This is a genomic window from Stenotrophomonas sp. CFBP8980, assembly GCF_034046095.1.
Taxonomy (GTDB): domain Bacteria; phylum Pseudomonadota; class Gammaproteobacteria; order Xanthomonadales; family Xanthomonadaceae; genus Stenotrophomonas; species Stenotrophomonas lacuserhaii.
This window is the reverse complement of record NZ_JAXCXF010000008.1, coordinates 110,749-133,825: the sequence shown is the minus strand read 5'-3', so window position 1 is coordinate 133,825 and position 23,077 is coordinate 110,749. Positions and strand designations below refer to the sequence as shown.

The following is a 23,077-nucleotide window of genomic DNA, read 5'->3' as shown; positions in this document are numbered from 1 at the left end:
GAGGAACGGCCGATAGCCTTGAAGACCCAGCCCGTTCCGAGCGCACGCCTCATGCCCGCCTTGCTGCAGGGCGCTTTCGTAAGCGACCCCGGTGTTGATCCCCTGCCCCAGCGCATCCTGCTGGTGGAGAATTCGCGAACCTTCACCACCCTGGTGCGTGAAGCCATCGAACAGCGCCTGGAGCTGAAGGTGACAGTGGCTTCGAGCCTGGCCGAAGCCGGCCGCCTGCTGGAAGAGGAACAGGGCTGGTTCCTGGTAATGACCGGCCTGGTGCTGGCCGATGGCGACCGCGAAGCCGTGGTGGATTACTTCGTTTCCCGCGGCCTGCCGACGGTGGTGGTCAGCGGGGTGTATGACGAAGACGTGCGCCGCCGCGTGCTGGAACAGAAAGTCATCGATTACGTGCTGAAGAACACTCCCGGCAGCGTGGATTACCTGGTGTGGCTGGTGCAGCGGCTGGACCGCAACCGCCGCATCGCCGCGCTGGTGGTGGATGATTCGCCGTCCGCGCGTGCCTATGCAGCGGCCCTGCTGCGCATGTACGGCCACCCGGTGTATGAGGCGGCCGACGGCGAAAAAGGGCTGGCGGCGATCGATGCGCATCCGTCCATCCGGCTGGCCGTGGTGGACCAGGAAATGCCCGGCATGCAGGGCGTGGAATTCACCCGACGGCTGCGCATGCAGCGTTCGCGCGACAAGGTGGCGGTGATCGGCCTGTCCGGCAATACCGATGCCTCGCTGATTCCCCGTTTCCTGAAGAACGGCGCCAACGACTTCCTGCGCAAGCCGTTTTCGCGCGAAGAATTCTTCTGCCGCGTCTCGCAGAACGTGGACCAGTTGGAACTGATCGGCACCCTGCAGGACCTGGCCACCCGCGATTTCCTGACCGGCCTGCCCAATCGCCGCTGCTTCCTGGAACACAGCCAGCGCCAGTTGCACGGCGTGCAGCAGCAGGACGACTGGATCGCGGTGGCGATGGTGGACATCGACCACTTCAAGCACATCAACGACACCTTCGGCCACGACGGCGGCGACGATGCGCTGCGCGCCTGCGCCGATACCGTGGCCACGCACGCCCGCAGCGGCGACCTGGTAGCCCGTTTCGGGGGCGAAGAGTTCTGCCTGATGGTGCCTGGGCTGGCGCCGGACGAAGCGGTGGATTACTTCGAAACCCTGCGCCAGAGCATCGCCGCGCTGCAGGTTCCCATCGCCGGCACCGCGCTGCGCATGACCGTCAGCATCGGCCTGTGCTGCATCCGCCCCCAGCATGACAGCCTGCACGAACTGATCACCGAAGCCGACCGCCAGCTGTACCTGGCCAAGGCCGGCGGCCGCAACCGCGTCTGCAGCGCCGCACTGAGCGCCACCCCCGCCTGAGACAGGCTTTCGGTAGCGCCGAGCCATGCTCGGCGGCCTTCCGGCGCGGGCTGCGACACCTGGAACATTCCGCCGAGCATGGCTCGGTGCTACCGGTCACGCTGCCACCCGCTTTGATCCAGATCAGTGTCGCAATCGGCACGCATGCCCAGACTCGCTCCCATCGCACACAGGGAGCACGCAGATGGCCTTACTGGTCTGGCAGGACGATCTCAACATCGGCATCGAGGTCATCGACAACCAGCACAAGCGGATCGTGGAGATGCTCAACCATCTGCACGTCGCCCAGCAGGGACTGCAGCAGCTGGCCGTGGCTGATGTGATCGACGAACTGGTCGACTACACCATGTCCCACTTCGCCTTCGAAGAAGAGCTGATGGAAGAAGCCGGCTACCCGTTCTGCGCCGCGCACAAGCGCGTGCACGAGATCTTCGGCAAGCGCGTGTCCGACTACCGCCTGCGCTTCCAGGCCGGCGAAGACGTGACCGACGAACTGCGCACCATGCTCTCGCGCTGGCTGTTCAACCACATCCGCGGCGATGACAAGGCCTACGCCGAATCGGTCAAGCACCACCTCAACCAGTTCACCCGCGAACACCAGGGCGGCAGCTGGCTGGGACGCACGCTGAAGCGGTTCTTCGGCTGATCAGCGCACCCGGCGCTGCAACGCCAGCAGCGCGCAGATGGTCACCAGCGCGGCGATGCACAGGTAATAGCCGACCGCCACCAGCCCGAAGCGTTCGGCCAGCCATGTCGCCAGGTACGGTGCCGGCGCCGCGCCGAGGATGCCGGCCAGGTTGAACGACAACGAAGCGCCGGTGTAGCGCACCTCCACCGGGTAGATCTCTGCCAGGAAGGTGCCACACGGACCGTAGGTGAGGCCCATCAGGAACAACCCCAGCGACAGGAACCCCAGCACCATCCACGGGCTTCCGGCCTGGAACATCGGCGCCAGCAGCACGCCAAAAGCGACGATCAGGCCACTGGCGATGATCATCGTGCGGCGCGTGCCCCAGCGGTCGCCGTAGCGCGCCGAAATGGGAATACCGGCGGCGAAGAACAGGATGCCGACCATCTGCAGCAGCAGGAACTGCTCGCGGCTGTAGCCCAGCACCGCCGTGCCATGGCCGAGCGCGAACACGGTCATCAGGTAAAACAGCACGAAGGTGGCAAACGCGCCCAGCGTGCCCAGCAGCATCGGCACGGCGTGGTCGCGCAGCACGGTCAGCATCGGCAGCTTGACCCGCGCATGCGCGTCCAGCGCCTTCTGGAAGGCAGGCGTCTCATGGATGTTCAAGCGCACCCACAGGCCCAGGCCGACCAGCAGCGCACTGGCGACGAACGGGATGCGCCAGCCCCACTGCAGGAAGTCATCGGCGCTGAGCAGGCGGCCCAGGATCAGGAAGATACCGGCCGACAGCAGGAAGCCCAGCGGCGCGCCCAGCTGCGGGAACATGCCGTACCAGGCACGCTTGCCCGGCGGTGCGTTCTCGGTGGCCAGCAGCACGGCACCGCCCCATTCCCCGCCCAACCCAAGACCCTGCCCGAAACGGCACAGCGCCAGCAGGGCCGGCGCCCACAGGCCGATCTGCGCATGCGTGGGCAGCAGGCCGATCAACACCGTGGACAGACCCATCGTCAGCAGCGCCGCCACCAGCGTGGCCTTGCGCCCGATGCGGTCGCCGAAGTGCCCGAACACCGCCGACCCCACCGGCCGTGCGATGAACGCCACCGCGAAGGTCGCCAGCGACTGCAGCATCGCCGCCTTGTCACTGCTCTCCGGGAAGAACAGGTGCGGGAACACCAGCACCGCCGCGGTGGCGTAGATGTAGAAGTCGAAGAACTCGATGGTGGTGCCGATCAGGCTGGCCAGCAGCACGCGCTGCGGCGAATTGGCCGGCGCGGACGGGATCGAGGCGGGTGCAGCAGTGGACGACATGGGCAGGATCAACAAGCAGAGAGCGTTCCGGATTCTGCCACGCCCCTCCCGACGGGGGGCAGATTGGTTTCAGCCGACACCGCCCGGTAACGCCAGGCCACGCCCGCTTCTGGTAGCGCCCAGCCATGCTCGATTCTGGTAGCGCCGAGCCATGCTCGGCGAGCGAAGCGGCCGCCCTTGGACCCCCCAACGAAACTTTCCGCCCTCACGCCTACTCTCACCCCGAAGGTAACCGCATGGATGCACCGCCGATGTCGACTCTGGCCCTACCCCGCCCATCACTCCCCTTCCCCGCCGCCCCCCACGTCATCGCGTGGGCGCTGGTGATCGCCGTGCATGCCCTGATCGGCTGGTGGCTGCTGACCACCACCCGCGCCACCCTGACGCGCAGCGATGCCCATCGCATGAGCGTGCGCTGGTTGCCGGCGCCACCGCCTGCAGCGCAGCCCATCGCGCTGCCCAGCAGCCCTGATGTTTCGCCCATGCAACGCAACCGCCGCATGGTCAGCCCGCTACAGCCCGTCATTGCCGCACCTGATACGGCCAACCTGGTGGACATCGCCGAGCCCGTTGCGCGTGCGCCACTGGACCTGCACCTGCGCGGCGATGCCGTCAGCGGCGGTGACGGCATCGCCGCCGCCACCCTCGCCCCGAAACTGATCGGACGCCGCGCCGTGCATGCGGCCTTCCAGGAACGACCGCGCTACTTCCGCATGCGCCCGCAGATGAGTCCGCAGCAGATCATCGCCGGGGTGGCGCAGTTCCTTGGATTGTGGCCGCCCGGCTATACCGATGACCCCTGCGGACTGGGCAAGCAGGACCTGCAGTACTTCCAGGATGCGGTGGACGAGCGGGATCGGCAGGCGCTGCGGGATGCGATACATCAGGTCAGCGCGAGCTGCCGTTGAAGCGCGCGGTTTGTCGCGGCGGCGCCTATTGGTCCGTGCGCAGGGCATGTACTACGAGGACGTGGAAGGCCGGCAGATCCTCGATGGCACCGCCGGGCTGTGGTGCTGCAATGCCGGTCATGGCCGCAAAAAGATCGTGCAGGCCATCGCCGAACAGGCCGGCACGCTGGATTTCGCGCCCACTTTCCAGATGGGCTCGCCGCTGCCGTTCGTGCTGGCGCAGCGCTTGGCCGCGCTGGCCCCGGCGGGGCTGAACCATGTGTTCTTCACCAACTCCGGTTCCGAGGCGGTGGATACGGCGATGAAGATCGTGCTGGCGCATCATCGCTCCCGCGGCGAAGGCCAGCGTACGCGTTTCATAGGGCGCGAGAAGGCCTACCACGGCGTCGGCTTCGGTGGCATGGCGATCGGCGGCCTGCCCAACAACCGGCGCCAGTTCGGCCTGCAGTTGGGCGGCAGTGCGCACCTTCCGCATACGCTGGATTTGCAGCGCAATGCCTTCGGCCAGGGCCTGCCGCGGCACGGGGCAGAGTTGGCCGATGCACTGGAGTGGCTGATCGCGCTGCACGATGCGTCCACCATCGCGGCGGTGTTCGTGGAACCCATCGCCGGCTCGGCCGGGGTCATCCTGCCGGCGCCAGGCTACCTGCAGCGCCTGCGCGAAATCTGCGATCACCACGGCATCGTGCTGGTGTTCGATGAGGTCATCACCGGCTTCGGCCGCGTCGGCATGCCCTTCGCCGCGCAGCGTTTCGGCGTCAACCCGGACCTGATCACCTTCGCCAAGGGCGCCAGCAACGGCGCGGTGCCGCTGGGCGGGGTGCTGGTCAGCGATGCCATCCATTCCAGCCTGAAGCAGGGGCCGGCGCAGTCCATCGACCTGTTCCACGGCTATACCTGTTCCGGCCACCCGCTGGCCTGCGCGGCCGCGCTGGCTACATTGGACGTGTATGCCGAAGAGCGCCTGTTCGAGCGCGCCATCGAACTGGGCGAGCACTGGCAGCGTGCCCTGCACAGCCTGCAGGGCCTGACCAACGTGGTGGACATCCGCAACTTCGGGCTGGTCGGCGCGGTGGAGCTGGCACCGCGCCGCGATGCCCCGGGCAGCCGCGGCTATGAGGTGTTCCGGCGCTGCTTCCACGACGGCAACCTGCTGGTGCGGCAGACCGGCGACACCATCGCGTTGTCGCCGCCGCTGATCGTGGAACCGGCGCAGATCGACCAGATCGCCGACGTTCTCGGCGCGATGATCCGCGCCACCGCCTGAGCCGGGACGCGCCAGCCCGAGCCGGTACAATGGGCGGTTCCGCTCCACGACTGCCCGTTGCCCATGAACATCGTCGTCAAAGAAGAACTGAAGGCCTACATCGACCCGCTCACCGCGGACGAATACGAAGCGCTGGAGCGCAGCATCCTGGCCGAAGGCTGCCGCGATGCGCTGGTGTTGTGGGGCGATGTGCTGGTGGACGGACACAACCGGTATGGCATCTGCCAGAAGCATGATCTGCCGTTCAACACGGTGCAGAACACCCGCTTCCAGAGCATGGACGATGTCCACCTGTGGATGATCGAACAGCACCTGGGCCGGCGCAGCGTGTCTGACTTCCAGCGTGGCGAACTGGCGCTGCGCAAGCGCGAGATCCTGGCCGAGCGCAAGCGCATCGAGCAGGAAAAGCTGCAGCGCGAAAGCGACGGCACCGCCGACGGCCAGGACGAGGACCAGGACAGTCCGCCGTGGGATCCGGCACCCAGCTTCAGCCGCGCCGAACTGGCCCGTGAGGCGAAGCTGAGCAGCAACCAGATCAGCATGATCGAACGCATCCGTGCGCAGGCGGCGCCGGAAGTGGTGGAGGCGGTGAAGAATGGTCAGCTGTCGATCAGCGCGGCGGCGGCGGTGGCATCGCTGCCGGCAGACGAGCAGCGCGCGGCCGCCACCGGTGGCAAGGACGAACTGAAGCAGGCCGCCAAGCGGGCCCGTGAAGCCAACCGCAAGCCGCGTGCGGCCAAGCCGGACGTGGCGGTGCAGGCGGAAGAGGTCAGCGAGGACGAGCAGGCGCTGCGCGATGCCGAGGTGATGCATGCCCTGGAACAGCTGGGCGAAGGCGCCCCGGCGCTGCGCGCCCGCATCGTCACCCTGACCCGCGAGAACGATGCGCTGCGCCAGCAGCTGGCGGCGCTGCGCGCGCAGCTCAGCGCGTAATGCGGGGGTGGGGCGGCATGCATCACGCTGCCGCTGCGCTCGCCGAGCATGGCTCGGCGCTACCGCATGCACTTTCCCGTCAACGGGGCCCAACACCGGCCCCGGTAGACTGCCCGCATGACCACGACTCCCGATGATCCGCGCCGCGCCCAGCTGCGGCGCCTGAAAGCCATCGCCTTCGGCATGCTGCTGGTGATGCTGGCCGGTTTCGCGGTGAGCCACTGGCAGGGCGAGCGCGGTATCTGGGCCTGGGTCGCCGCGTTCTGCGAAGCCGCGGCGGTGGGCGCCATGGCCGACTGGTTCGCGGTGGTGGCGCTGTTCCGCCGGCCGATGGGCCTGCCCATCCCGCATACGGCGATCATCCCGCGCAGCAAAGAACGCATCGGCGACAGCCTGGCGGTCTTCGTGCGCGACCAGTTCCTGGCGCCGGACATGCTGCTGGCGCGACTGAAAGTGTTCGATCCAGCTGCCCGCCTGGGCAGCTGGCTGTCCGCGCCCGAGCAGGTGCGCATGCTGGCCGACATGGCGCGCGGCTGGGCCTTGCAGGCGCTGGATTTCTTCGACGAAGCGGCCGTGCGCAGGCAGCTGCACGGCTTCGTGGTGCAGCAGCTGCGGCAGTGGAACGCGGCCTCCACCGCCGGTGAACTGCTGGCCCTGCTGACCGCCGATGGCCGCCACCAGCGCGTGCTGGACGAAGGCCTGCAGCGGCTGGGGCGCTGGTTGGAACAGCCGGAGGTCAAGCAGCGGGCCTCGCAGCTGATCGTGCGCTACATCCAGCGCGAGTGGCCCACGCTTTCCAGCACGGTGAACTGGATCAAGCCGATCGACGAGATCGGCGACAGCCTGGCCGAGCGCCTGGCCGGGGCGGTGCTGGAGGAAATGCAGCAGGTGCTGGCCGACCCGCTGCACCCGTTGCGGCAGGACTACGAACAGTGGCTCGGCAGCTACGTGCAGCGCCTGCGCGAGGACCCTGCGCTGGCTACCCGCATTGAACAGCTGAAGCAGGAAATGATCGACCACCCTGCCCTTCAGGAATACGTGCAGGGCCTGTGGTCGCGCATCCACGCCAGCCTGCGTGCGGACCTGCAGAGTGAGGACTCCGCGCTGGCCGGGCACCTGGAGCGCAGCATGGCCGCGCTGGGCCGCAGCCTGTCTTCGGACCCGGCGCTGCGCGATGCACTCAACCTGCACCTGCTGGAGGGTGCGCAGCGGCTGACCTCGCGCCTGCGCGATGGCGTCACCGCGCATATCGCGCAGACGGTGAAAGGGTGGGACGAACGCCACCTGGTGGAACAGCTGGAACTGAGCGTAGGCCGCGACCTGCAGTTCATCCGCTTCAATGGCACGCTGGTCGGTGGCCTGATCGGACTGTTGCTGCACGCGGCCACCACGCTGCTGCCGATGTGAGTGCGGGCGTGAGGGCGTGCTGTCCCATTGATGGCCATAGCCATCAATGCCGCCTCCGATGGATCTTTCCAACGCCGGTAACTTTGTGATTGCCGACAAACCCGGCGTTGTCCCACGTACCTAGCATTAGTCCTGCCCGCCCGCCAATAGCGGCAGCAGCGAGCCAGCCCCGACATCTCGACGTGGTCCCTTCCGCAGGGTCCAGGGAAGGTTGCGGCCTGAATACACCACGCCGCTCAGATCCAATCTGGAATCCGAACGATGACCATCCATACGCGCCGATTGATGAGACCCGCACTGCTGGCCGTGCTCTGTGCGGCATCCACGCTGGGAACGGCACAAGCCAGCGAACCTGCCGTGCAGAGCCAGGACCTCGTGTACCAGTACGAGGAAATGTTTGATTTCGATATCGCCGCCTGGCTGTCCGAGCATGCGCCACAGCTCAGCCCCCATGCCGAAGTACTCTCCCATTGGGCGGGCTACAGCGGCATCAGTCCGCGCGTGCTGCTTGCCCTGATGGAACTGCAGACCGGCGTGGTGGGCAATCAGGATGCGGCGGCCGGGACCCTGGAACGGCCCTTCGGCACGCTGGTCACCAAAACCGGCTTCGGCCCGCAGTTGCGCGAAGTGGCCGAAACGCTGCGTGATGCGATGTACGACGCCGATGACACCCGCACGATGGGGCCGGTGGCGCTGTCTGCCGACAACCCGCTGCGCACCCTGTACGCGCTGTCAGGCATGGACACTGTGCGTGCGACCGCGCTGGCCGACGCTGGCTTCAATGATGTCTACCGCCGCCTGTTCGGAAGCAGCCCAGCTACGGCGCAACGCGGTGGCGAGGCGCGGCCACAAGCCGTTGTGCCGCCGACCAACCTGTTGCAGTTTCCTTATCCGCTCAAGGCGAAGTGGCATATCGGCGGCGCCCACACCCACTCCGGCAGCGGCCGGTTCCCGATGTCTTCGCTGGACATGTCGGTGGGCGGTTGGTGGGGCAGCAACCAGAGCAACTACTGGGTATCGGCATCGGCGTCGGGACGTTTCAAGCGTCACTCCTCCTGCATGGCCGAGATCGTGCACGAAGGTGGCTGGTCCACCACCTATTACCATCTGATGAACATCCGCCCCGCGACGGGCGCCATGGTGGCGGCCAACGATGCCATTGCCAACCCGGCCAATACCCGGAACCAGGCCTTGTGCGATGGAGGGTCCTCTACCGGCCCGCACGAACATTGGTCCCTGAAGTCCAACGGCAGCCAGCACCATCTGAATGGTGTGACCCTGTCCAGCTACCTGATCACCGCTACAGGCACCAGTTACGACACCAACTGCCAGCGCTTCAACCTCAGCCGTGATGGCAGGCGCTACTGTTCGGATTTCTACACCAACATAGGTGTTGACGCTCCCTGAATCGGGTATTCTCCCGCGCATCGCGCGCCAAGGCGGTGCGCCGGGGGGATCAATGACCAGGATGTTGATGACGCTGGCGCTGTGTGCGCTGGCCACGCAGGCGCACGCGCAACGCGTGTACAAGTGCAGCGATGGCAAGCAGGTGGCCTATCAGTCGGTGCCCTGCCCGAAGGAGCAGGACACCGGCATCAGCCGGCCGGTCGTGCGCGATCCGAACCTGACCAGCGCCGACCGCGTGCGCGTGGCGCAGGAATCATCGCAGGCGCGCCGCTGGGTGCGTCAGGGCGCAGGCTACGACCAGCCCGACGTGCGCGGCACGGTGATCGACAACGTGGTCGATCCGCAATCCTGCGAAGACGCCCGCCTGCGCAAGGAGATGGCCGAAGTGTTCACCGGCCGCAGCGCTCCTGCCCGCATCGACCAGGAAATCCACCGCGCCTGCGCGGTGCGCTGAAAGCCCGTGCGGTCGCACGTGTGACCCACTGAAAACGCTTGCTTACCTAAATGCGAATACTTATCATTTAGTCAACCACGTACGCCCAGCCAGTCAGTCGCGGACCCCTTCCGCCGTTGCCGCCCCGTGTACCAGCTAACGTTCGCCGCCCCAGCCTGGTGCGGCGACGATGGGAACGGGCGCTGCATCCTGGCGCTGGGCCCGCGCGCCTGCGCGGCCGTTTCCATCGCCGGCTTTTCTACCTGCATGGAATCGCACCCCTCATGTCGTCGCTGTTCAACGCTCCCCCCCGTTCGCTGCTCGCGCTTGCCATCGGCAGCCTGTTGCTCGCTTCCAGCGCCCACGCCGACACCGCGGCCAATGCCTCCGCGCGTACCCTGGACGCAGTGCAGGTCACCGCCGATGGTGAAATCAGCAACGGCTATACGGTCAAGCACGCCAGCACCGCCACCAAGCTGGACCTGTCGCTGCGCGAGACGCCGCAGTCGGTCACCGTGGTCACTCGCCAGCGGCTGGACGACATGGGCCTGTTCGCACTGTCCGATGTCATGGGCCAGGTCACCGGCGTGCACGTGTCGGTGACCGACAGCGAGCGCATCAACTATGTGTCGCGCGGCTACAACATCACCAATTTCCACGTCGATGGCATGCTGAACACCTTCGGTGGGTCGATCAAGACCAACACCGACAGCGTGATCTACGAGCGTATCGAAGTGATCCGCGGCGCCACCGGCCTGACCACCGGTGCCGGCGATCCGTCGGGCACCATCAGCTTCGTGCGCAAGCGCCCCACCGATACCTTCCAGGCGGGCGCCAACCTGACCGTGGGCCGCTGGGGCAACCAGCGCCTGGAAGCCGACCTCGGCGGTCCGGTGGCGCTGGATGGGCGCATCCGGGCGCGCGTGGTGGCGGCCAAGCAGCAGAGTGATTCCTTCCGCGATGTGTACCAACTGGACAAGGACGTGTTCTACGGCATCGTGCAGGCCGACGTCACCGACAGCACCCTGCTGGAACTGGGCTATGAATACCAGTCGCCGCATACCTCCGGGGTGACCTGGGGCGTGGTGCCCTACTGGGGCGCCGATGGCAAGCCGGCCAACCTGCCGCGCTCGACCAACCTGTCAGCCTCGTGGAGTACCTGGCCGATCATCGAGAAGACCCGCTTCGTACGCCTGGAGCAGCAGCTCGGCAACGGCTGGTCGGCCAAGGCCAGCCTGACCCACGCCGACCGCGATACCGATGGCAGCGTGTGGTACGGCGCCCAGGGCTATCCGCGCGAGGACGGCACCGGCGTCTCGGCGTACGTTTCGCACTTCAACGAACAGAGCACGATGGAGGTGTTCGACCTCAACGCCAGCGGTCCGTTCAAGCTGTTCGGGCGCGACCACGAACTGGTGTTCGGGCTGGGCCAGTCGGTGCGCAAGGGGGAATCGGATGCGCTCGATTTCGACTACACCGCCGCCTATACGGTGGTGCCGGACTGGCGCAACTGGTCAGGCGACGTGCCGCGCTTGCCCGTCACCCGGCTGGGCTACCTGGCATCGGAAAACGAGCTGAAGCAGAGCGCCGCCTACCTGGCCGCACGGCTGCAGTTGGCTGATCCGCTGCTGGCCGTGGTCGGTGCCCGTTATGGCAGCTGGGAAACCAGGACCTGGCGCTATACCCATGACACCGCCGGCAACCTGACCGCCACTACCCGCACCGGCTACAAGCCCGATGATTCGCTGACGCCGTACCTGGGTCTGGTGTACGACTTCAACGCGATCTTCAGCGGCTACGTCAGCTACGCCGATATCTTCCAGCCGCAGAATTACCGCGACCGCAATGGCGATTACCTGGAGCCGGTGGTCGGCACGATGTGGGAAGGCGGCCTGAAGGCCGAGTTCTTCGGCGGCCTGCTCAATGCCTCCGCGGCGATCTTCGAAGGCGAGCAGGACAACGTGGCGGAGATCGATGATTCGGTGCCGCCGTCGTCGCTGCCCGATGGCAGCCAGGCCTACCGTTCCACCGGCAAGGGCAACAAGGTGAAAGGCTGGGAGCTGGAAACCCAGGGCAGCATCGGCGAGCACTGGAACCTCTCTGCCGGCTTTGCCCACACCACCATCCGCAACCGTGCCGGCGTGCTGCAGAAGACCACCAACCCGCAGGACACCTTCCGGCTCAACGCCAGCTGGCGCCCGGGCGGCATCGACGGCCGGTTCTGGCTGGGCGGTGGTGCGACATGGCAGAGCAGCATCTGGAACAACAGCATCAAGCCGCGTGCGGATTACCTCAGCAGCGGCCGCACCGAAAGTGCGCGCATCCAACAGGACGCGTTCTACCTGGTGAACCTGTCGGCCGGCTACCGCTTCAACGAAAACTTCAGTGCCCAGCTCAACGTCAACAACCTGCTGGACAAGGCGTACTACAACAACGTCGGCTTCTACCAGGGCGTGTACTGGGGCGAACCGCGCAACGTCACCATGACACTGCGCTGGAAGCTCTGAGGATCTGATGGATGCCGTCGGCGATGTGCCGGCGGCCGGCCACGGACGGCCACCTTTTCCACCGGCAGCGATGCCATCAACCGCAACTGCAGGATCACCGTGGACCGCTCGCCTTCTACTGCCAACACGACCGCCAGCGCCCGCCTGGCCACCTTCTTCGCCCGCCCCGGCTGGGGGGTGTTCTCGCGCAGCATGGCCGCCATCTTCGGTGGCTACGCGCTGGCCGCGGTGACCAGCGTGTTCTGCGCGCTGGCGTTGCCCGGCGCGCGTGGACAGACCGTGCTGACCGGCATGCTGCTGGCGATCGTGGTGTGTGCCTGCGCGGCGCTGTGGGCCTTCGCCACGCGCACGGCGTTGCGCGCGTGGATCGGCATCCTGCTGCCCACCATGGTGATGGCTGCGGTTGCACGGGCACTGGGAGCGTGGGCATGAAGAACGGATTCCGCCAGTCGATGGCCTGGCTGCATACCTGGACCGGCCTGCTGGTGGGCTGGCTGTTGCTGCTGATCTTCATGGCCGGGACCGCCAGCTATTACCGCGAGGAAATCAGCCGCTGGATGCGCCCGGAACTGCCGGCAACCACGGTCAGCACCGATGTCGCCGCCGAGCGCGCGGTGCACTACCTGCAGGAACACGCTGGCCAAGCCGAAACCTGGTTCGTCACCCTGCCCGACCCGCGCAACCCGGCCATGCGTATGTTCTGGCGCAATCCCGAATCGATGGTAAAGCCGCCGGTGGAAGGCGAGCGCCGCCGCCGCGGGGGCGGACGCTTCGGCGAGGCCACGGTCGATCCGAACACCGGCGACAAGCTGGAAGCCCGCGAAACCCGCGGCGGTGAGTTCTTCTACCGCCTGCACTTCGACCTGCACTACATCCCGGTGCTGTGGGCGCGTTACCTGGTGGGCTTCTGCGCGATGTTCATGCTGGTGGCGATCATCACCGGGGTCATCACCCACAAGAAGATCTTCAAGGACTTCTTCACCTTCCGCAAGGACAAGGGCCTGCGTTCCTGGCTGGATTTCCACAACGTCAGCGCGGTGATGGCGCTGCCGTACCACGCGATGATCACCTACACCGGCATCGTCACCCTGATGGTGATGTACCTGCCGTGGGGCATCAAGGCGGCCTACCCGAGCGATGAAGATGCGTTCTTCAACGAAGCGTTCGGCGGCATGCCGGAGGTCAGCGAACCGGCCGAAGGGCGCGCTGCGCCGCTGCCGATCCAGCAGTTGCTGGACAGTGCGCGCGCGCACTGGAAAGGTGTGGATGTGTCCGGTTTCAGCGTCACCCGCCCGGGCGCAGGCAATGCGGTGATCGACATCCGCCAACGCGACGGCCGCCGCCTGTCCATCGATACGCCGGCGCTGCGCTACGACATGGTGACCGGCAAGCTGCTGATGGAATCACCGGCCGCCGGCGCGGCTACCGCTACCCGTGGGGTGATGTATGGGCTGCACCTGGCCCGCTTCGCTGACTGGGGACTGCGTGCGCTGTTCTTCCTGTCCGGCCTGACCGGCTGCCTGATGGTGGCCAGCGGCGTGGTGCTGTGGGCGGTGAAGGAGCGGCCCAAGCATGCCAAGAGCGGCCGGATCGGCTTCGGCCTGCGCTTGGTGGACGCACTGAACATCGGCGCGGTGGCCGGCCTGCCGATCGCCTTCGCATCCTACTTCTGGGCCAACCGGCTGCTGCCGCTACAGGTTCCCGAACGTGCCGATGCGGAGGTAAGCGTGTTCTTCTATGCCTGGGGCGCAGCCCTGCTGGCCGCGTTCGTCTGGCCCAAGCGGCTGATGTGGACCTGGCAGCTGTACCTCGGCGCGGCCCTGTTCGCGTTGTTGCCGCTGCTCAATGCGCTGACCACCCAGGCCCATCTGGGCGTGACCGTTCCAGCCGGCGACTGGGTGCTGGCCGGCTTCGATCTGGTGATGCTGGCCTTCGGCGCGATGCTGGCGATGTGCGGCTGGCGGATGCAGCGCTGGACGCCGCCGTTGAGCGCGGCGGACAAGAAAAAGCGAGCAGCGGCTGCTGCCGCAGGCAGCGCGGTGGCGGTGGAGGCGAAGGCATGATGCTGCTGGCCTTGGGCGTGTCCTTCAGCGCGTTCACTGCGTTGTCGCTGGCGATGGAAAAGCACCAGCTGGACCTGCACGGAAAGCAGGCCGCGCCGGTGTCGCGGCGCCGGCAGTGGTCGGTGCTGGGCTGGGTGTTGCTGGGCGCGGCATTCGGGCTGAGCGTGGTCGACCACGGCTGGGCGATGGGACCGGTGCTGTGGCTGGGCACGATGACCATCGCCGGGCTGCTGCTGGCCTTCGGGCTGTACCCATGGAAGCCACGCTGGATCGCGCCGCTGGCGCTGGCGTTGCCCGCGCTGGGACTGGTTGCCGCGTTGGTGTGAGGTAGCGATGGCCGCTGGCCGTCACGCTTCTACCGCTGCGCTCGCCGAGCATGGCTCGGCGCTACCGGGGAACGGCGGGCGCGTTGGTAGCGCCGAGCCATGCTCGGCGGGGTGCGAAAAGCAGGACGGCCAGCGGCCGTCACTACCTCGGTCGCGCGGGGCGCGACTACCCGATGCCATCACAGCGCGCGCAGTTCCCATGCGCGATGGATGCGCGCGTTGCGTTCGAAATCCGGCCCGATGGTGCGTGGGCTGATCTCGCGGCAAGTGGCGAACCCGGCGATCGCGTTTTCTTCCAGCTTGAAGCGGCGGAAGTTGTTGGAGAAGTACAGCACGCCGCCCGGTGCAAGCCGGGCCACGGCCGCGCGCAACAGCCGCAGCTGCTCGCGCTGCACGTCGAAATCTTCAGCACGCGCGGAGTTGGAGAAGGTCGGCGGATCGCAGAAGATCACGTCGTACAGGCCTTCGTCGGCCTCCAGCCAGGCCATCGCATCGGCCTGCACCAGCAGGTGCTGGTTGCCGCCCTGCCCGTTCAAGGCCAGGTTGTCGTAGCACCACTGCAGGTAGGTCGCCGACAGGTCCACGCTGGTGGTGCTGGCCGCCCCCGCCACCGCCGCCTGCACACTGGCCACGCCGGTGTAGCAGAACAGGTTGAGGAAATGCTTGCCGCGTATCTCTTCGGCCATCGTCCGGCGCAGCGGACGGTGGTCCAGGAACAGGCCGGTATCCAGGTAATCGAACAGGTTCACCCGCAGCAGCGCGTTGTTCTCGCGCACGATGAGGAACTCATCGCGCCGCTCGAAGCGACCGTACTTGCTGCCGCCCTTGCCGCGCTCGCGCGACTTCAGCGCCACCTGCTCCGGCGGCACCTGGAACACCTCGCGCGCGGCCGACAGTAGTTCGTTGCGGCGGCGGCGTACGTCGTTTTCGGGGATGGTCGCCGGCGGGGCGTATTCCTGCACGTGCAGGAAGGTGCGGCCCTTGCCGCCGTCTTCCTGGTACACGTCGATGGCCGCCGCGTATTCGGGCAGGTCGGCATCGTAGGCACGGAAGCAGGTCACCTGCTCGCGCGCACGCCAGGTCTTGAACTTCTTCAGGTTCTTGCGGATGCGGTTGGCCACCATCTGCGCGCCTTCGCTGAGCTCGCGCGGCACCGCCGGGTCGCGCTTGGGCACGGCGATCGGATCACAGACGATCAGCGCGCACTCCAGCGCACCGTTGAACATCTGGTACTTCTTGCCGGCACGCAGGCCGGTGGCGAAGGCCAGTTCGTCATCGCCACACAGCAGGCTGGCGCGCCATTGCGGTACCGCCTTCTGCAGGGCATCGCCGAGGCGGCGATACAGCGCCGGATCGGCCGCCAGCCGCTCATCGTAGGGCGGATTGCAGACCACCGTGCCGATCTCCAGCGGCGGCGCCGGCAGGTCATCGATATCGGCGCGGGTGAAGGTAATCGCATGCGCGACGCCGGCTACTTCGGCATTCTCGCGCGCCGCGGCGATCGCCAGCGGATCGATATCGCTGCCGAACACCACCGGCTTCAGTGCGGCCAGGCCGGCGGTCTCGCGCTCGCGCGCCTCGGTCAACAGAGCCTTCCAGCTATCCTTGTCAAAGCCCAGCCAGCGGCTCGGCGGCAGGCTGCCGTGGCGCATCAGGCCGGGCGCGACGTCGGCGGCCATCAGGGCGCCCTCGATCAGCAGCGTGCCACTGCCGCACATCGGGTCCAGCAGGCCACCCCCGGCAGCATGCAGGCGCGGCCACTGGCCACGCAGCAGCACGGCGGCGGCCAGATTCTCGCGCAGCGGCGCATCATGCGCGGCGCCACGCCAACCGCGGCGGTGCAGCGGGCCGCCACCGAGGTCGATGGAGATCGTGGCCCGGCCTTTGCGCAGGGACAGGTTGATGCGGATGTCGGGTAGATCGGTATTCACCGACGGGCGCTCCAGCCCCTCGCTGCGCATGCGGTCGACCACCGCGTCCTTGATCCGCTGCGCGGCAAAACGCGCATGGGTGATCTTGTCGCCGGACACGTGGGCATCCACGGCCAGGGTCATCTCCGGCTTCATGTGGTCCTGCCACGGCATCATGTGCACGCCGTCATACAGGGCCTGTTCGTCGGGGCATTCGAACTCGGCCAGCGGCCACAGCACGCGGCTGGCCAGGCGTGACCACAGCACCACGCGCTGCGCCTGGGCCAGGTCGCCTTCGGCGTTGGCGCCGGCAATGGTGGCGGTCGCCTTAGCAAGGCCCAGGGCCGACAGCTCGTCGGCAAGCAGGTATTCCAGGCCCTTGGCGCAGGAGACGAAGAAATTCACGGGATCGGTTTCGCAGGTGGGGCGGCCGCTTGCGCGGCGCAGGATCGGGCAGGCCCTGGCAACAGGCCCGCGCCCATGCCGGCGGCACGGGGGCACCATTGTAATCGCTGGCGGGCCGGCCCGCCCTGAAGGGTGGCGGGGGTTCGGACAAGAGCGTGACGACCAACGGTCGTCACCCACTGTGGGGAAAGGTCGTCACCCACCTTCAGGCCTCGGTGGGTGGCGACCGTTGGTCGCCACGCCTTAGAGCCGGCGCAGCAGGGCCTCGAAGGCGGCCGCGGATTCGGCCACGTGGTCGTTCAAGCGGTGGCCGTCGTTCACCATCAGCAGCGATGCCGAGCGCTTGCGCGCCCACTCGATGACCCCGGCCGCAGGGATCAGTTCGTCATGCCAAGCGTGGACCACGCTGGTGGGGACAGCGGCCGCATCCAGGGCCGGCATGGGGCCCATGGTGGTTGGCGGCACCATCAGGAACAGGCCGGCCACCGGCACGTGCAGCGAGGCGATGGCGGAGATGTAGGCGCCCAGGCTGGAACCTGCCAGCACCACCGGGCCGCGTGCCACGGCCGACGTGGCCCGCTCGATCAGCCGATGCAGCCGTGCCGGCACATCGCCGAGCCGGCTTACGTCCGCCTTGGCATCCAGGTCCATGAAGTCCGGCCGCTCGTGGGTCCAGCCCAGGCGCTCGGCCACGTCGGCCAGTGCGGTCACCTTGATGGCATCGGGGCCGCTTTCGAAGCCATGCGACAGGATGCAGTGGCCGCGGCTCATGCGGACACCGGCGGAACGTACGCAGGAGTCATTTCGGGAATGCAGTTCATCGCGCAATGCTAGCATCGGCACATGCCGAATCCGCTGATTTCCGGGCTGCAGATCCAGCCGCTGCCCTACCACGACCTGCTGCCACTGCGCGCGACGGACACGCTGCAGACAGTGGTGGTGCATTGCACCGAACTGCCCGACCTGGGCATGGCACGACAGTACGGTGAGAAGCCGCTCTACGAAAGCGGGACCGGCAACAGCGGGCACTTCTATATCGACCGCGATGGCAGTGTGTACCAGTACGTGGCCACCGAGCGCATCGCCCACCACGTGCGGGGCATGAACGAGACGTCCATCGGCATCGAGCTGGTCAATACGGGCCGCTATCCGGACTGGTTCGACAGCCGTTGCCAGGCCATGTCGGAGCCCTATCCCGAAGCACAGATCGCCGCGCTGGTGCGCCTGGTCCAGGCATTGGCGGCGCGGTATCCGTCATTGCGCCACATCGTGGGCCACGACGAGCTGGACCTGGAGCAGATCCCGGCCAGTGACGATGCCGCGATCAAGGTGGCGCGCAAACGCGATCCCGGTCCGTTGTTTCCGTGGCGCGAGGTGCAGGCCGCCGTGCCGCTGCAGCACGCCGTGCCGTGAACAAAGCGGCTGTGTAGTGGCGAGCTTGCTCGCCGCCGCGTAGCGAGCAAGCTCGCTACTACGGACGAGGGGTGCTATGCGCCGGTCGCCACCGGCCGGCTGCCGTCACTGACCCAGCCGCTCCACGAATCGGCATAGATGCGTGCGCCGTGCAGGCCGGCCGTTTCCATCGCCAGCAGCAGATGGCAGGCGGTAACGCCGGATCCACACATCAGCACCACCTGCGCGGGATCATGCGCGCCGATCACCTGCTGCAGTTCGGCGCGCAGTTCATCGGCCGGGCGCATCCTGCCGCCCACCACGTTCAAGCCGAACGGGCGGTTCACGGCGCCAGGTACGTGGCCGGCCACCGGATCCAGCGGCTCCACTTCGCCGCGGAAACGTTCGTTGGCGCGTGCATCGACCAGCCAGCCGGATGCGTGTTTCAGCCGCATTGCCACTTCATCCACGCTGGCCACCTGACGGGCATCGAGGTGGCCGGGATACGGTGGCAGGGCGGCAGGTTGGACGGCCTCGGTGGCAACCGGAAGACCTGCCTGCTGCCACGCCGCGAAGCCACCATCGAGCACGGCCACCTGGCGGTGACCCATCAAGCGCAGCAGCCACCACAGGCGCGCGGCCGCCATGCTGCCTTCGGCCGCGTCGTACACCACCACCTGCGTGTCCGGGCCGATACCCCAGCGACCCACGGTGGCAGCGAAGGTCGCGCTGTCCGGCAGCGGATGCCGGCCGTGGCCCACGCTGCGCTTGTCCGATAGATCGTGGTCGAGGTCGGCATACACCGCACCGGGAATGTGCCCGGCGGCGTACTGTGCTGCCCCGGCCTGGGCATCAGCCAGCGAAAAACGCGCATCGACCACGCGCACTGCGGTGCTTGCCGTGGCGCGCGCGTCCACCACGCGGAGCACATCGGCATCGAGCATCGCGGCCAATGATGCCGCATCGACAAGCGGGGTCCAGCTTGCATCGTTGGCGTTCATGACACTTCCTCCAGGCGACGGCGCAGGTTGTACAGGATGGCCGCGGTTGCGCCCCATATGCGCTGGCCGGGCCAGCTGTATTCCAGGACGTGGCGCACGCGTCCACGATGGACGATTTCCACGTGGCGCAGGTTGTCCGCTGACATCAGGAAGTCCAGCGGCACCTCGAACACGTCGGCCACTTCGTCAGGCGAGGGCACCGGCTTGAAACCTGGATCAATCACCGCCACCACCGGCGTCACGCGGTAGCCGGTTATGGTCACGAACGGGTCCAGGTAACCCAGGGCCTGCACCTGGCCGGCCGCCAGCGCGATCTCTTCGTTGCTTTCGCGCAGCGCCGCAGCCATCGCATCGGCGTCGTCGGCTTCGGTGCGGCCACCGGGGAAACCCACCTGCCCCCCATGCTGGCGCAGCGCTTCGGTGCGGCGCGTCAGGATCACCTGCGCGCCGGTGGCACGCGGCACGATACCGGCCAGCACCGCTGCTTCGACAAGCGGTCCGGGCGGCAGCAGATCCTCCAGCTCGCTGCGGTTCCAGCCATCCCCCAGCGGCGGCGCATCCAGCGGATGCAGCGCGCGCATCAGGCGTTGATGATCGGCCAGCGAGCCTTCCAATGAAGCTCGGAGCTGCTCGCGCAGCGGCAGGCGATGGTGCATGACGTGCTGCCGTTCGCGCGCGCTCATCGACGACCACCGCGCGATTTCGTCGAGGCTGCGCAGGCAGCCGGTGCACGACCGATGCGGGTCGAGTTCGCATTTTCCAATGCAGGGACTGGGCACGGCACGTGCGGGTTTTTCCGTGGTTTGCACCGCCGTACATTACCGCGAATGGACCGCGGCCGGCACCCGGCGCAAATAAAAACGCGCCGGTGGAAACCACCGGCGCGTCGGGTCGAACCGTGTTACTGATTACTTGACGCTGACCAGCTTGATTTCGAACTGCACGGCCACGTTCGGCGGGAACGGGGTACGCGGGTCGGCACCATAGGCCTGTTCCGGCGGCAGGGTCACTTCCCACTTCGAACCGGCCGGCATCTGCAGCAGGGTCTCGCGCATGGCCTTCATTTCCACTTCGCTCAGCTTCATCGCAGGAATCTGCTGGGCGGGGCGTGCTTCAGCCGGACGGGTGCCGTACGGGAACGGACCGGCCACTTCCAGCTGCACGGTGCTGGCCTGCGTCGGCTTGGCGCCCTTGCCGGCTTCGATCACGCGGTACTGCACGCCGCTGGCCAGGGTCTGCACGCCGGCCTTGGCCTTGTTGGTGGCCAGGAACTGGGTGCTCTTGGTCTTGTTTTCAGCAGCAGCCTTGTCGTACTCGGCCTTGGCGGCCTGCGCACGACCCTGCTCGCGCTTCTGGAACGCTTCAACGGCCGGCTTCAGCTGGTCGGCGGTAATGGCCGGCTGCTTCTTGGCGTAGGCATCCTGCAGGCCCTTCACCACCGAGTTGATGTCCAGCTGCTCACCGCGACCGGTCAGCTCGGCAAGGTTGTTGCCGTAGTCATAACCGAAGTAATAGCTGAGCTTGCCCTTTTCGGACGCAACGTCCTGGGCGAAGGCATTGCCCGTCAGGGCCAGGGCCGCGACGGCGACCGCGATAGAACGCAACTTCATCAAACAATTCTCCAGGGGTGGTAACTCAGGGGGCGTTTTCGCCGCCCTGAGGCGACGGGTTAGGATAGCGGCCGCGAGGGGGGTTCCGCTACTGACAACGCAGGCTTTGACCTGATTGCGTTTCAAGAGTTCAACATCACTGTTTTTTAACGTTCCTGGAGATTCCGCGTGGCCGACGCCCCGATTGCCGCCCCCGTTGCCGTAATGGACCACGGTGCCATCCGCACCGTGACGGTGCAGCGGCCGGAGAAACTCAATGCACTCAACGGGGAAACCCTGCGCGCGCTGGCTGTGGCCTTCGAGGACGCCGCCCGGGACCCGGCCGTGCGCGTCGTGATCCTGACCGGCGCCGGGCCGAAAGCCTTCGTTGCAGGGGCTGACATCAGTGAGATGAACGCCCTGTCGGCCGTCGAGGGACGCGACTTTTCCCTTCTGGGACAGCGCCTTATGCGTCAGATCGAGCGGATGCCCAAGCCGGTCATCGCACGCGTGAACGGGTTCGCACTGGGCGGCGGGCTGGAGCTGGCCATGGCCTGCCACCTGCGTATCGCCGTCGATACCGCCCGGCTGGGCCAGCCGGAGATCACCCTCGGGCTGATTCCCGGTTTCGGCGGCAGCCAGCGGCTGCTGCGCCTGTGCGGGCGCGCCGCCACGCTGGAACTGTGCCTGCTGGGCACCCCCATCGATGCCGCACGTGCGCTGCAACTGGGCCTGGTCAACGAGGTCGCCGGCGCCGACGCGCTGGACGCGCGCGTGGCCGCGCATGCCGAACGCCTCGCAAACGCGGCGCCGCTGGCCCTGCGGGCGCTGCTCGATGCGGTGCATGTAGGCGGCGAATGCAGCCTGGAATCGGGGCTGGAATACGAGAGTGCGCAGTTCGGGCTGCTGTTTGCCACCCAGGACATGCGTGAAGGCACCAGCGCCTTCCTCGAACGCCGCCCTGCCGTGTTCCAGAACCGCTGAACCATGGCACGTGAGATCGACCCTGCAGTGCTGTTGGAACGGCTGTTGGCCGACGACCTGGATGGCGCGGTGCAGGCTGGCCTGATGGAGTACGCGCCCGCTGGGGCCGATGCCAGCCGGGTGCCTGGGCATCCGGATCTGCCGCAGCGGTTGCTGCAGGCCCAGCACCAGCTGCGCCAGGCTTGGGCGGCACGGGAGCGCTACCGGGCACGTGCGGTACGCCTGGCGCGCCGGGATGCCGAGCGCGACGCGCGCCGCGCACCGCCGCCGGCCCCCGACCAGAAGCCCGCCCTGCCCTCTGCCGCCGCGGCGATCCTGGCGCGCGCCAAGGCGCGGGCGGCCGCCCCAAAAGGAAGCTGATGGCTACCGCCGGCAAGACCGCACGCGCACCTGCGCGGCGTACCGCGAAGATGCCGCGCACCGACGTGGTGGAGATGTTCACCCGATTGCGCGAGCTCAATCCGCATCCGAAGACCGAACTGGAGTACAGCTCGCCGTTCGAGCTGCTGGTGGCCGTGGCGCTTTCGGCGCAGGCCACCGACGTGGGTGTCAACAAGGCCACGCGCAAGCTGTTTCCGGTGGCCAACACGCCGCAGGCGATCCTGGACCTGGGCGAGGAAGGCCTGAAGCGCTATATCTCCACCATCGGTCTGTTCAACGCCAAGGCGAAGAACGTGATCGCCGCCTGCCGCCTCCTGGTGGAGCAGCACGGCAGCGTGGTGCCGGAAGACCGCGCCGCGCTGGAGGCCCTGCCCGGCGTGGGCCGCAAGACCGCCAACGTGGTGCTCAACACCGCCTTCGGGCAGCCGACCATGGCGGTGGACACGCATATTTTCCGGGTATCCAACCGTACCGGGCTGGCACCGGGCAAAGATGTGCGCGCCGTTGAGGATGGGCTGATGAAGGCTGTTCCCGGGGAGTTCCTGCTCGATGCGCACCACTGGTTGATCCTGCACGGGCGCTATGTGTGCAAGGCGCGCAGGCCCGACTGCCCGCAGTGCGTGATCCGCGATCTGTGCCGCTTTAAGGACAAGACGCAAACCGCCTGAAGTCACCGCGCGCCTGCCATCCCGACGCAATCGTGCCGTCATATGGATCGGGCCTGATAAGGGCCCTGCGCCACGGCAAAGGCCCTGGCGGCCGACACGCGTTCGCAAACTGTCATATTTACGCAATCTTCACGATCTAGCCTGCGCGCATCTTCCCACCTGCCTGCAAGGCTACTTTCT

At 67.1% G+C, this 23,077-nt stretch carries 21 protein-coding genes and 1 pseudogene; 16 read left to right on the top strand and 6 right to left on the bottom strand.

Annotated elements, in window-relative coordinates; genetic code table 11:
* Positions 1-51 precede the first annotated feature (51 nt).
* Together SOM47_RS15540 and SOM47_RS15535 are read left to right on the top strand one after the other, a co-directional pair.
* Positions 52-1,377, top strand: coding sequence for a GGDEF domain-containing response regulator (locus SOM47_RS15540; RefSeq protein WP_042614380.1), 1,326 nt, complete (start codon positions 52-54; stop codon positions 1,375-1,377).
* A 184-nt stretch (positions 1,378-1,561) separates the two neighbouring features.
* The gene (locus tag SOM47_RS15535; RefSeq protein ID WP_192083905.1) at positions 1,562-2,023 is read left to right on the top strand and encodes a bacteriohemerythrin; all 462 of its coding nucleotides are present in this window, start codon (positions 1,562-1,564) and stop codon (positions 2,021-2,023) included.
* Here the strand turns inward: SOM47_RS15535 and SOM47_RS15530 are convergent, their stop codons facing one another.
* Positions 2,024-3,316 carry an MFS transporter gene (locus SOM47_RS15530; protein ID WP_192083906.1) on the bottom strand — a complete coding sequence of 431 codons (1,293 nt, stop codon included), beginning with the start codon at positions 3,314-3,316 and terminating at the stop codon, positions 2,024-2,026.
* A 251-nt stretch (positions 3,317-3,567) separates the two neighbouring features.
* Between SOM47_RS15530 and SOM47_RS15525 the strand changes: the two genes are divergently transcribed.
* The 10 genes and pseudogenes from SOM47_RS15525 to SOM47_RS15480 all read left to right on the top strand — a co-directional run bounded on the left by SOM47_RS15525 (position 3,568) and on the right by SOM47_RS15480 (position 14,567).
* The gene (locus SOM47_RS15525; protein ID WP_320506096.1) at positions 3,568-4,224 is read left to right on the top strand and encodes a hypothetical protein; all 657 of its coding nucleotides are present in this window, start codon (positions 3,568-3,570) and stop codon (positions 4,222-4,224) included.
* Between the two features lie 13 nt (positions 4,225-4,237).
* Positions 4,238-5,491, top strand: a pseudogene (gene aptA / locus SOM47_RS15520) (omega-aminotransferase AptA); the annotation flags it as partial.
* Positions 5,492-5,554: 63 nt separating this feature from the next.
* A complete protein-coding gene (locus SOM47_RS15515; protein WP_320506095.1) occupies positions 5,555-6,424 on the top strand; it encodes a ParB N-terminal domain-containing protein in 870 nt (289 codons plus the stop codon).
* A 117-nt stretch (positions 6,425-6,541) separates the two neighbouring features.
* Positions 6,542-7,831, top strand: coding sequence for a DUF445 domain-containing protein (locus tag SOM47_RS15510; protein WP_320506094.1), 1,290 nt, complete (start codon positions 6,542-6,544; stop codon positions 7,829-7,831).
* A gap of 261 nt (positions 7,832-8,092) precedes the next feature.
* A complete protein-coding gene (locus SOM47_RS15505; protein WP_320506093.1) occupies positions 8,093-9,238 on the top strand; it encodes a M23 family metallopeptidase in 1,146 nt (381 codons plus the stop codon).
* A gap of 52 nt (positions 9,239-9,290) precedes the next feature.
* The gene (locus SOM47_RS15500; protein WP_152620667.1) at positions 9,291-9,692 is read left to right on the top strand and encodes a DUF4124 domain-containing protein; all 402 of its coding nucleotides are present in this window, start codon (positions 9,291-9,293) and stop codon (positions 9,690-9,692) included.
* 263 nt (positions 9,693-9,955) lie between these two features.
* Complete coding sequence (locus SOM47_RS15495; protein WP_320506092.1) at positions 9,956-12,178, top strand: TonB-dependent siderophore receptor; 2,223 nt, start codon at positions 9,956-9,958, stop codon at positions 12,176-12,178.
* A gap of 99 nt (positions 12,179-12,277) precedes the next feature.
* Positions 12,278-12,610 (top strand): DUF3649 domain-containing protein, encoded by a 333-nt coding sequence (locus tag SOM47_RS15490; protein ID WP_320506091.1) that lies wholly within the window; start codon positions 12,278-12,280, stop codon positions 12,608-12,610.
* The gene (locus SOM47_RS15485; protein ID WP_320506090.1) at positions 12,607-14,241 is read left to right on the top strand and encodes a PepSY-associated TM helix domain-containing protein; all 1,635 of its coding nucleotides are present in this window, start codon (positions 12,607-12,609) and stop codon (positions 14,239-14,241) included. The genes SOM47_RS15490 and SOM47_RS15485 overlap by 4 nt, the downstream gene beginning before the upstream one ends.
* On the top strand, positions 14,238-14,567 hold the full coding sequence (locus tag SOM47_RS15480) for a DUF3325 domain-containing protein (RefSeq protein ID WP_320506089.1): 330 nt from the start codon (positions 14,238-14,240) through the stop codon (positions 14,565-14,567). The genes SOM47_RS15485 and SOM47_RS15480 overlap by 4 nt, the downstream gene beginning before the upstream one ends.
* Positions 14,568-14,746: 179 nt before the next feature.
* On the opposite strand, the gene rlmKL is transcribed toward SOM47_RS15480, so the two are convergent.
* Both rlmKL and SOM47_RS15470 read right to left on the bottom strand, forming a co-directional pair.
* Positions 14,747-16,882, bottom strand: coding sequence for a bifunctional 23S rRNA (guanine(2069)-N(7))-methyltransferase RlmK/23S rRNA (guanine(2445)-N(2))-methyltransferase RlmL (gene rlmKL / locus SOM47_RS15475; RefSeq protein WP_320506088.1), 2,136 nt, complete (start codon positions 16,880-16,882; stop codon positions 14,747-14,749).
* A gap of 243 nt (positions 16,883-17,125) precedes the next feature.
* On the bottom strand, positions 17,126-17,653 hold the full coding sequence (locus SOM47_RS15470) for a hypothetical protein (RefSeq protein ID WP_320506087.1): 528 nt from the start codon (positions 17,651-17,653) through the stop codon (positions 17,126-17,128).
* Positions 17,654-17,725: 72 nt separating this feature from the next.
* On the opposite strand from SOM47_RS15470, the gene SOM47_RS15465 reads away from it, so the two are divergent.
* Complete coding sequence (locus SOM47_RS15465; RefSeq protein ID WP_320506086.1) at positions 17,726-18,295, top strand: N-acetylmuramoyl-L-alanine amidase; 570 nt, start codon at positions 17,726-17,728, stop codon at positions 18,293-18,295.
* A gap of 74 nt (positions 18,296-18,369) precedes the next feature.
* Here SOM47_RS15465 and SOM47_RS15460 read toward each other — a convergent pair whose 3' ends face one another.
* The 3 genes from SOM47_RS15460 to SOM47_RS15450 form a co-directional block, all read right to left on the bottom strand.
* Positions 18,370-19,275, bottom strand: coding sequence for a sulfurtransferase (locus tag SOM47_RS15460; protein WP_320506085.1), 906 nt, complete (start codon positions 19,273-19,275; stop codon positions 18,370-18,372).
* Positions 19,272-20,084, bottom strand: a complete 813-nt coding sequence (locus SOM47_RS15455; protein WP_320506084.1) for a CoA pyrophosphatase — start codon at positions 20,082-20,084, stop codon at positions 19,272-19,274. The genes SOM47_RS15460 and SOM47_RS15455 overlap by 4 nt, the downstream gene beginning before the upstream one ends.
* Before the next feature lie 99 nt (positions 20,085-20,183).
* Complete coding sequence (locus SOM47_RS15450; protein ID WP_042614363.1) at positions 20,184-20,885, bottom strand: FKBP-type peptidyl-prolyl cis-trans isomerase; 702 nt, start codon at positions 20,883-20,885, stop codon at positions 20,184-20,186.
* A 204-nt stretch (positions 20,886-21,089) separates the two neighbouring features.
* Here SOM47_RS15450 and SOM47_RS15445 point away from each other — a divergent pair, with 204 nt between their 5' ends.
* Genes SOM47_RS15445 through nth form a run of 3 tightly spaced genes read left to right on the top strand, consistent with a single transcriptional unit; the run spans position 21,090 to position 22,897 of the window.
* Entirely contained in the window at positions 21,090-21,848 is a 759-nt protein-coding gene (locus SOM47_RS15445) for an enoyl-CoA hydratase/isomerase family protein (protein WP_320506145.1), read from the top strand.
* Positions 21,849-21,851: 3 nt separating this feature from the next.
* Positions 21,852-22,208 (top strand): hypothetical protein, encoded by a 357-nt coding sequence (locus tag SOM47_RS15440; protein ID WP_042614361.1) that lies wholly within the window; start codon positions 21,852-21,854, stop codon positions 22,206-22,208.
* Complete coding sequence (nth, locus tag SOM47_RS15435; protein ID WP_042614360.1) at positions 22,208-22,897, top strand: endonuclease III; 690 nt, start codon at positions 22,208-22,210, stop codon at positions 22,895-22,897. The genes SOM47_RS15440 and nth overlap by 1 nt, the downstream gene beginning before the upstream one ends.
* The last annotated feature ends 180 nt before the right edge of the window (positions 22,898-23,077 follow it).

Bases quoted from the DNA above. Each gene is read 5' to 3' on its own strand.
- SOM47_RS15440 (WP_042614361.1), top strand. From the start codon at position 21,852: ATGGCACGTGAGATCGACCCTGCAGTGCTGTTGGAACGGCTGTTGGCC.
- SOM47_RS15470 (WP_320506087.1), bottom strand. From the start codon at position 17,653: ATGAGCCGCGGCCACTGCATCCTGTCGCATGGCTTCGAAAGCGGCCCC.
- SOM47_RS15480 (WP_320506089.1), top strand. From the start codon at position 14,238: ATGATGCTGCTGGCCTTGGGCGTGTCCTTCAGCGCGTTCACTGCGTTG.
- SOM47_RS15445 (WP_320506145.1), top strand. From the start codon at position 21,090: ATGGACCACGGTGCCATCCGCACCGTGACGGTGCAGCGGCCGGAGAAA.
- SOM47_RS15450 (WP_042614363.1), bottom strand. From the start codon at position 20,885: ATGAAGTTGCGTTCTATCGCGGTCGCCGTCGCGGCCCTGGCCCTGACG.
- SOM47_RS15505 (WP_320506093.1), top strand. From the start codon at position 8,093: ATGACCATCCATACGCGCCGATTGATGAGACCCGCACTGCTGGCCGTG.
- SOM47_RS15495 (WP_320506092.1), top strand. From the start codon at position 9,956: ATGTCGTCGCTGTTCAACGCTCCCCCCCGTTCGCTGCTCGCGCTTGCC.
- SOM47_RS15500 (WP_152620667.1), top strand. From the start codon at position 9,291: ATGACCAGGATGTTGATGACGCTGGCGCTGTGTGCGCTGGCCACGCAG.
- SOM47_RS15485 (WP_320506090.1), top strand. From the start codon at position 12,607: ATGAAGAACGGATTCCGCCAGTCGATGGCCTGGCTGCATACCTGGACC.
- SOM47_RS15460 (WP_320506085.1), bottom strand. From the start codon at position 19,275: ATGAACGCCAACGATGCAAGCTGGACCCCGCTTGTCGATGCGGCATCA.
- SOM47_RS15525 (WP_320506096.1), top strand. From the start codon at position 3,568: ATGTCGACTCTGGCCCTACCCCGCCCATCACTCCCCTTCCCCGCCGCC.
- SOM47_RS15530 (WP_192083906.1), bottom strand. From the start codon at position 3,316: ATGTCGTCCACTGCTGCACCCGCCTCGATCCCGTCCGCGCCGGCCAAT.
- SOM47_RS15535 (WP_192083905.1), top strand. From the start codon at position 1,562: ATGGCCTTACTGGTCTGGCAGGACGATCTCAACATCGGCATCGAGGTC.
- SOM47_RS15515 (WP_320506095.1), top strand. From the start codon at position 5,555: ATGAACATCGTCGTCAAAGAAGAACTGAAGGCCTACATCGACCCGCTC.
- SOM47_RS15465 (WP_320506086.1), top strand. From the start codon at position 17,726: ATGCCGAATCCGCTGATTTCCGGGCTGCAGATCCAGCCGCTGCCCTAC.
- SOM47_RS15510 (WP_320506094.1), top strand. From the start codon at position 6,542: ATGACCACGACTCCCGATGATCCGCGCCGCGCCCAGCTGCGGCGCCTG.
- nth (WP_042614360.1), top strand. From the start codon at position 22,208: ATGGCTACCGCCGGCAAGACCGCACGCGCACCTGCGCGGCGTACCGCG.
- SOM47_RS15540 (WP_042614380.1), top strand. From the start codon at position 52: ATGCCCGCCTTGCTGCAGGGCGCTTTCGTAAGCGACCCCGGTGTTGAT.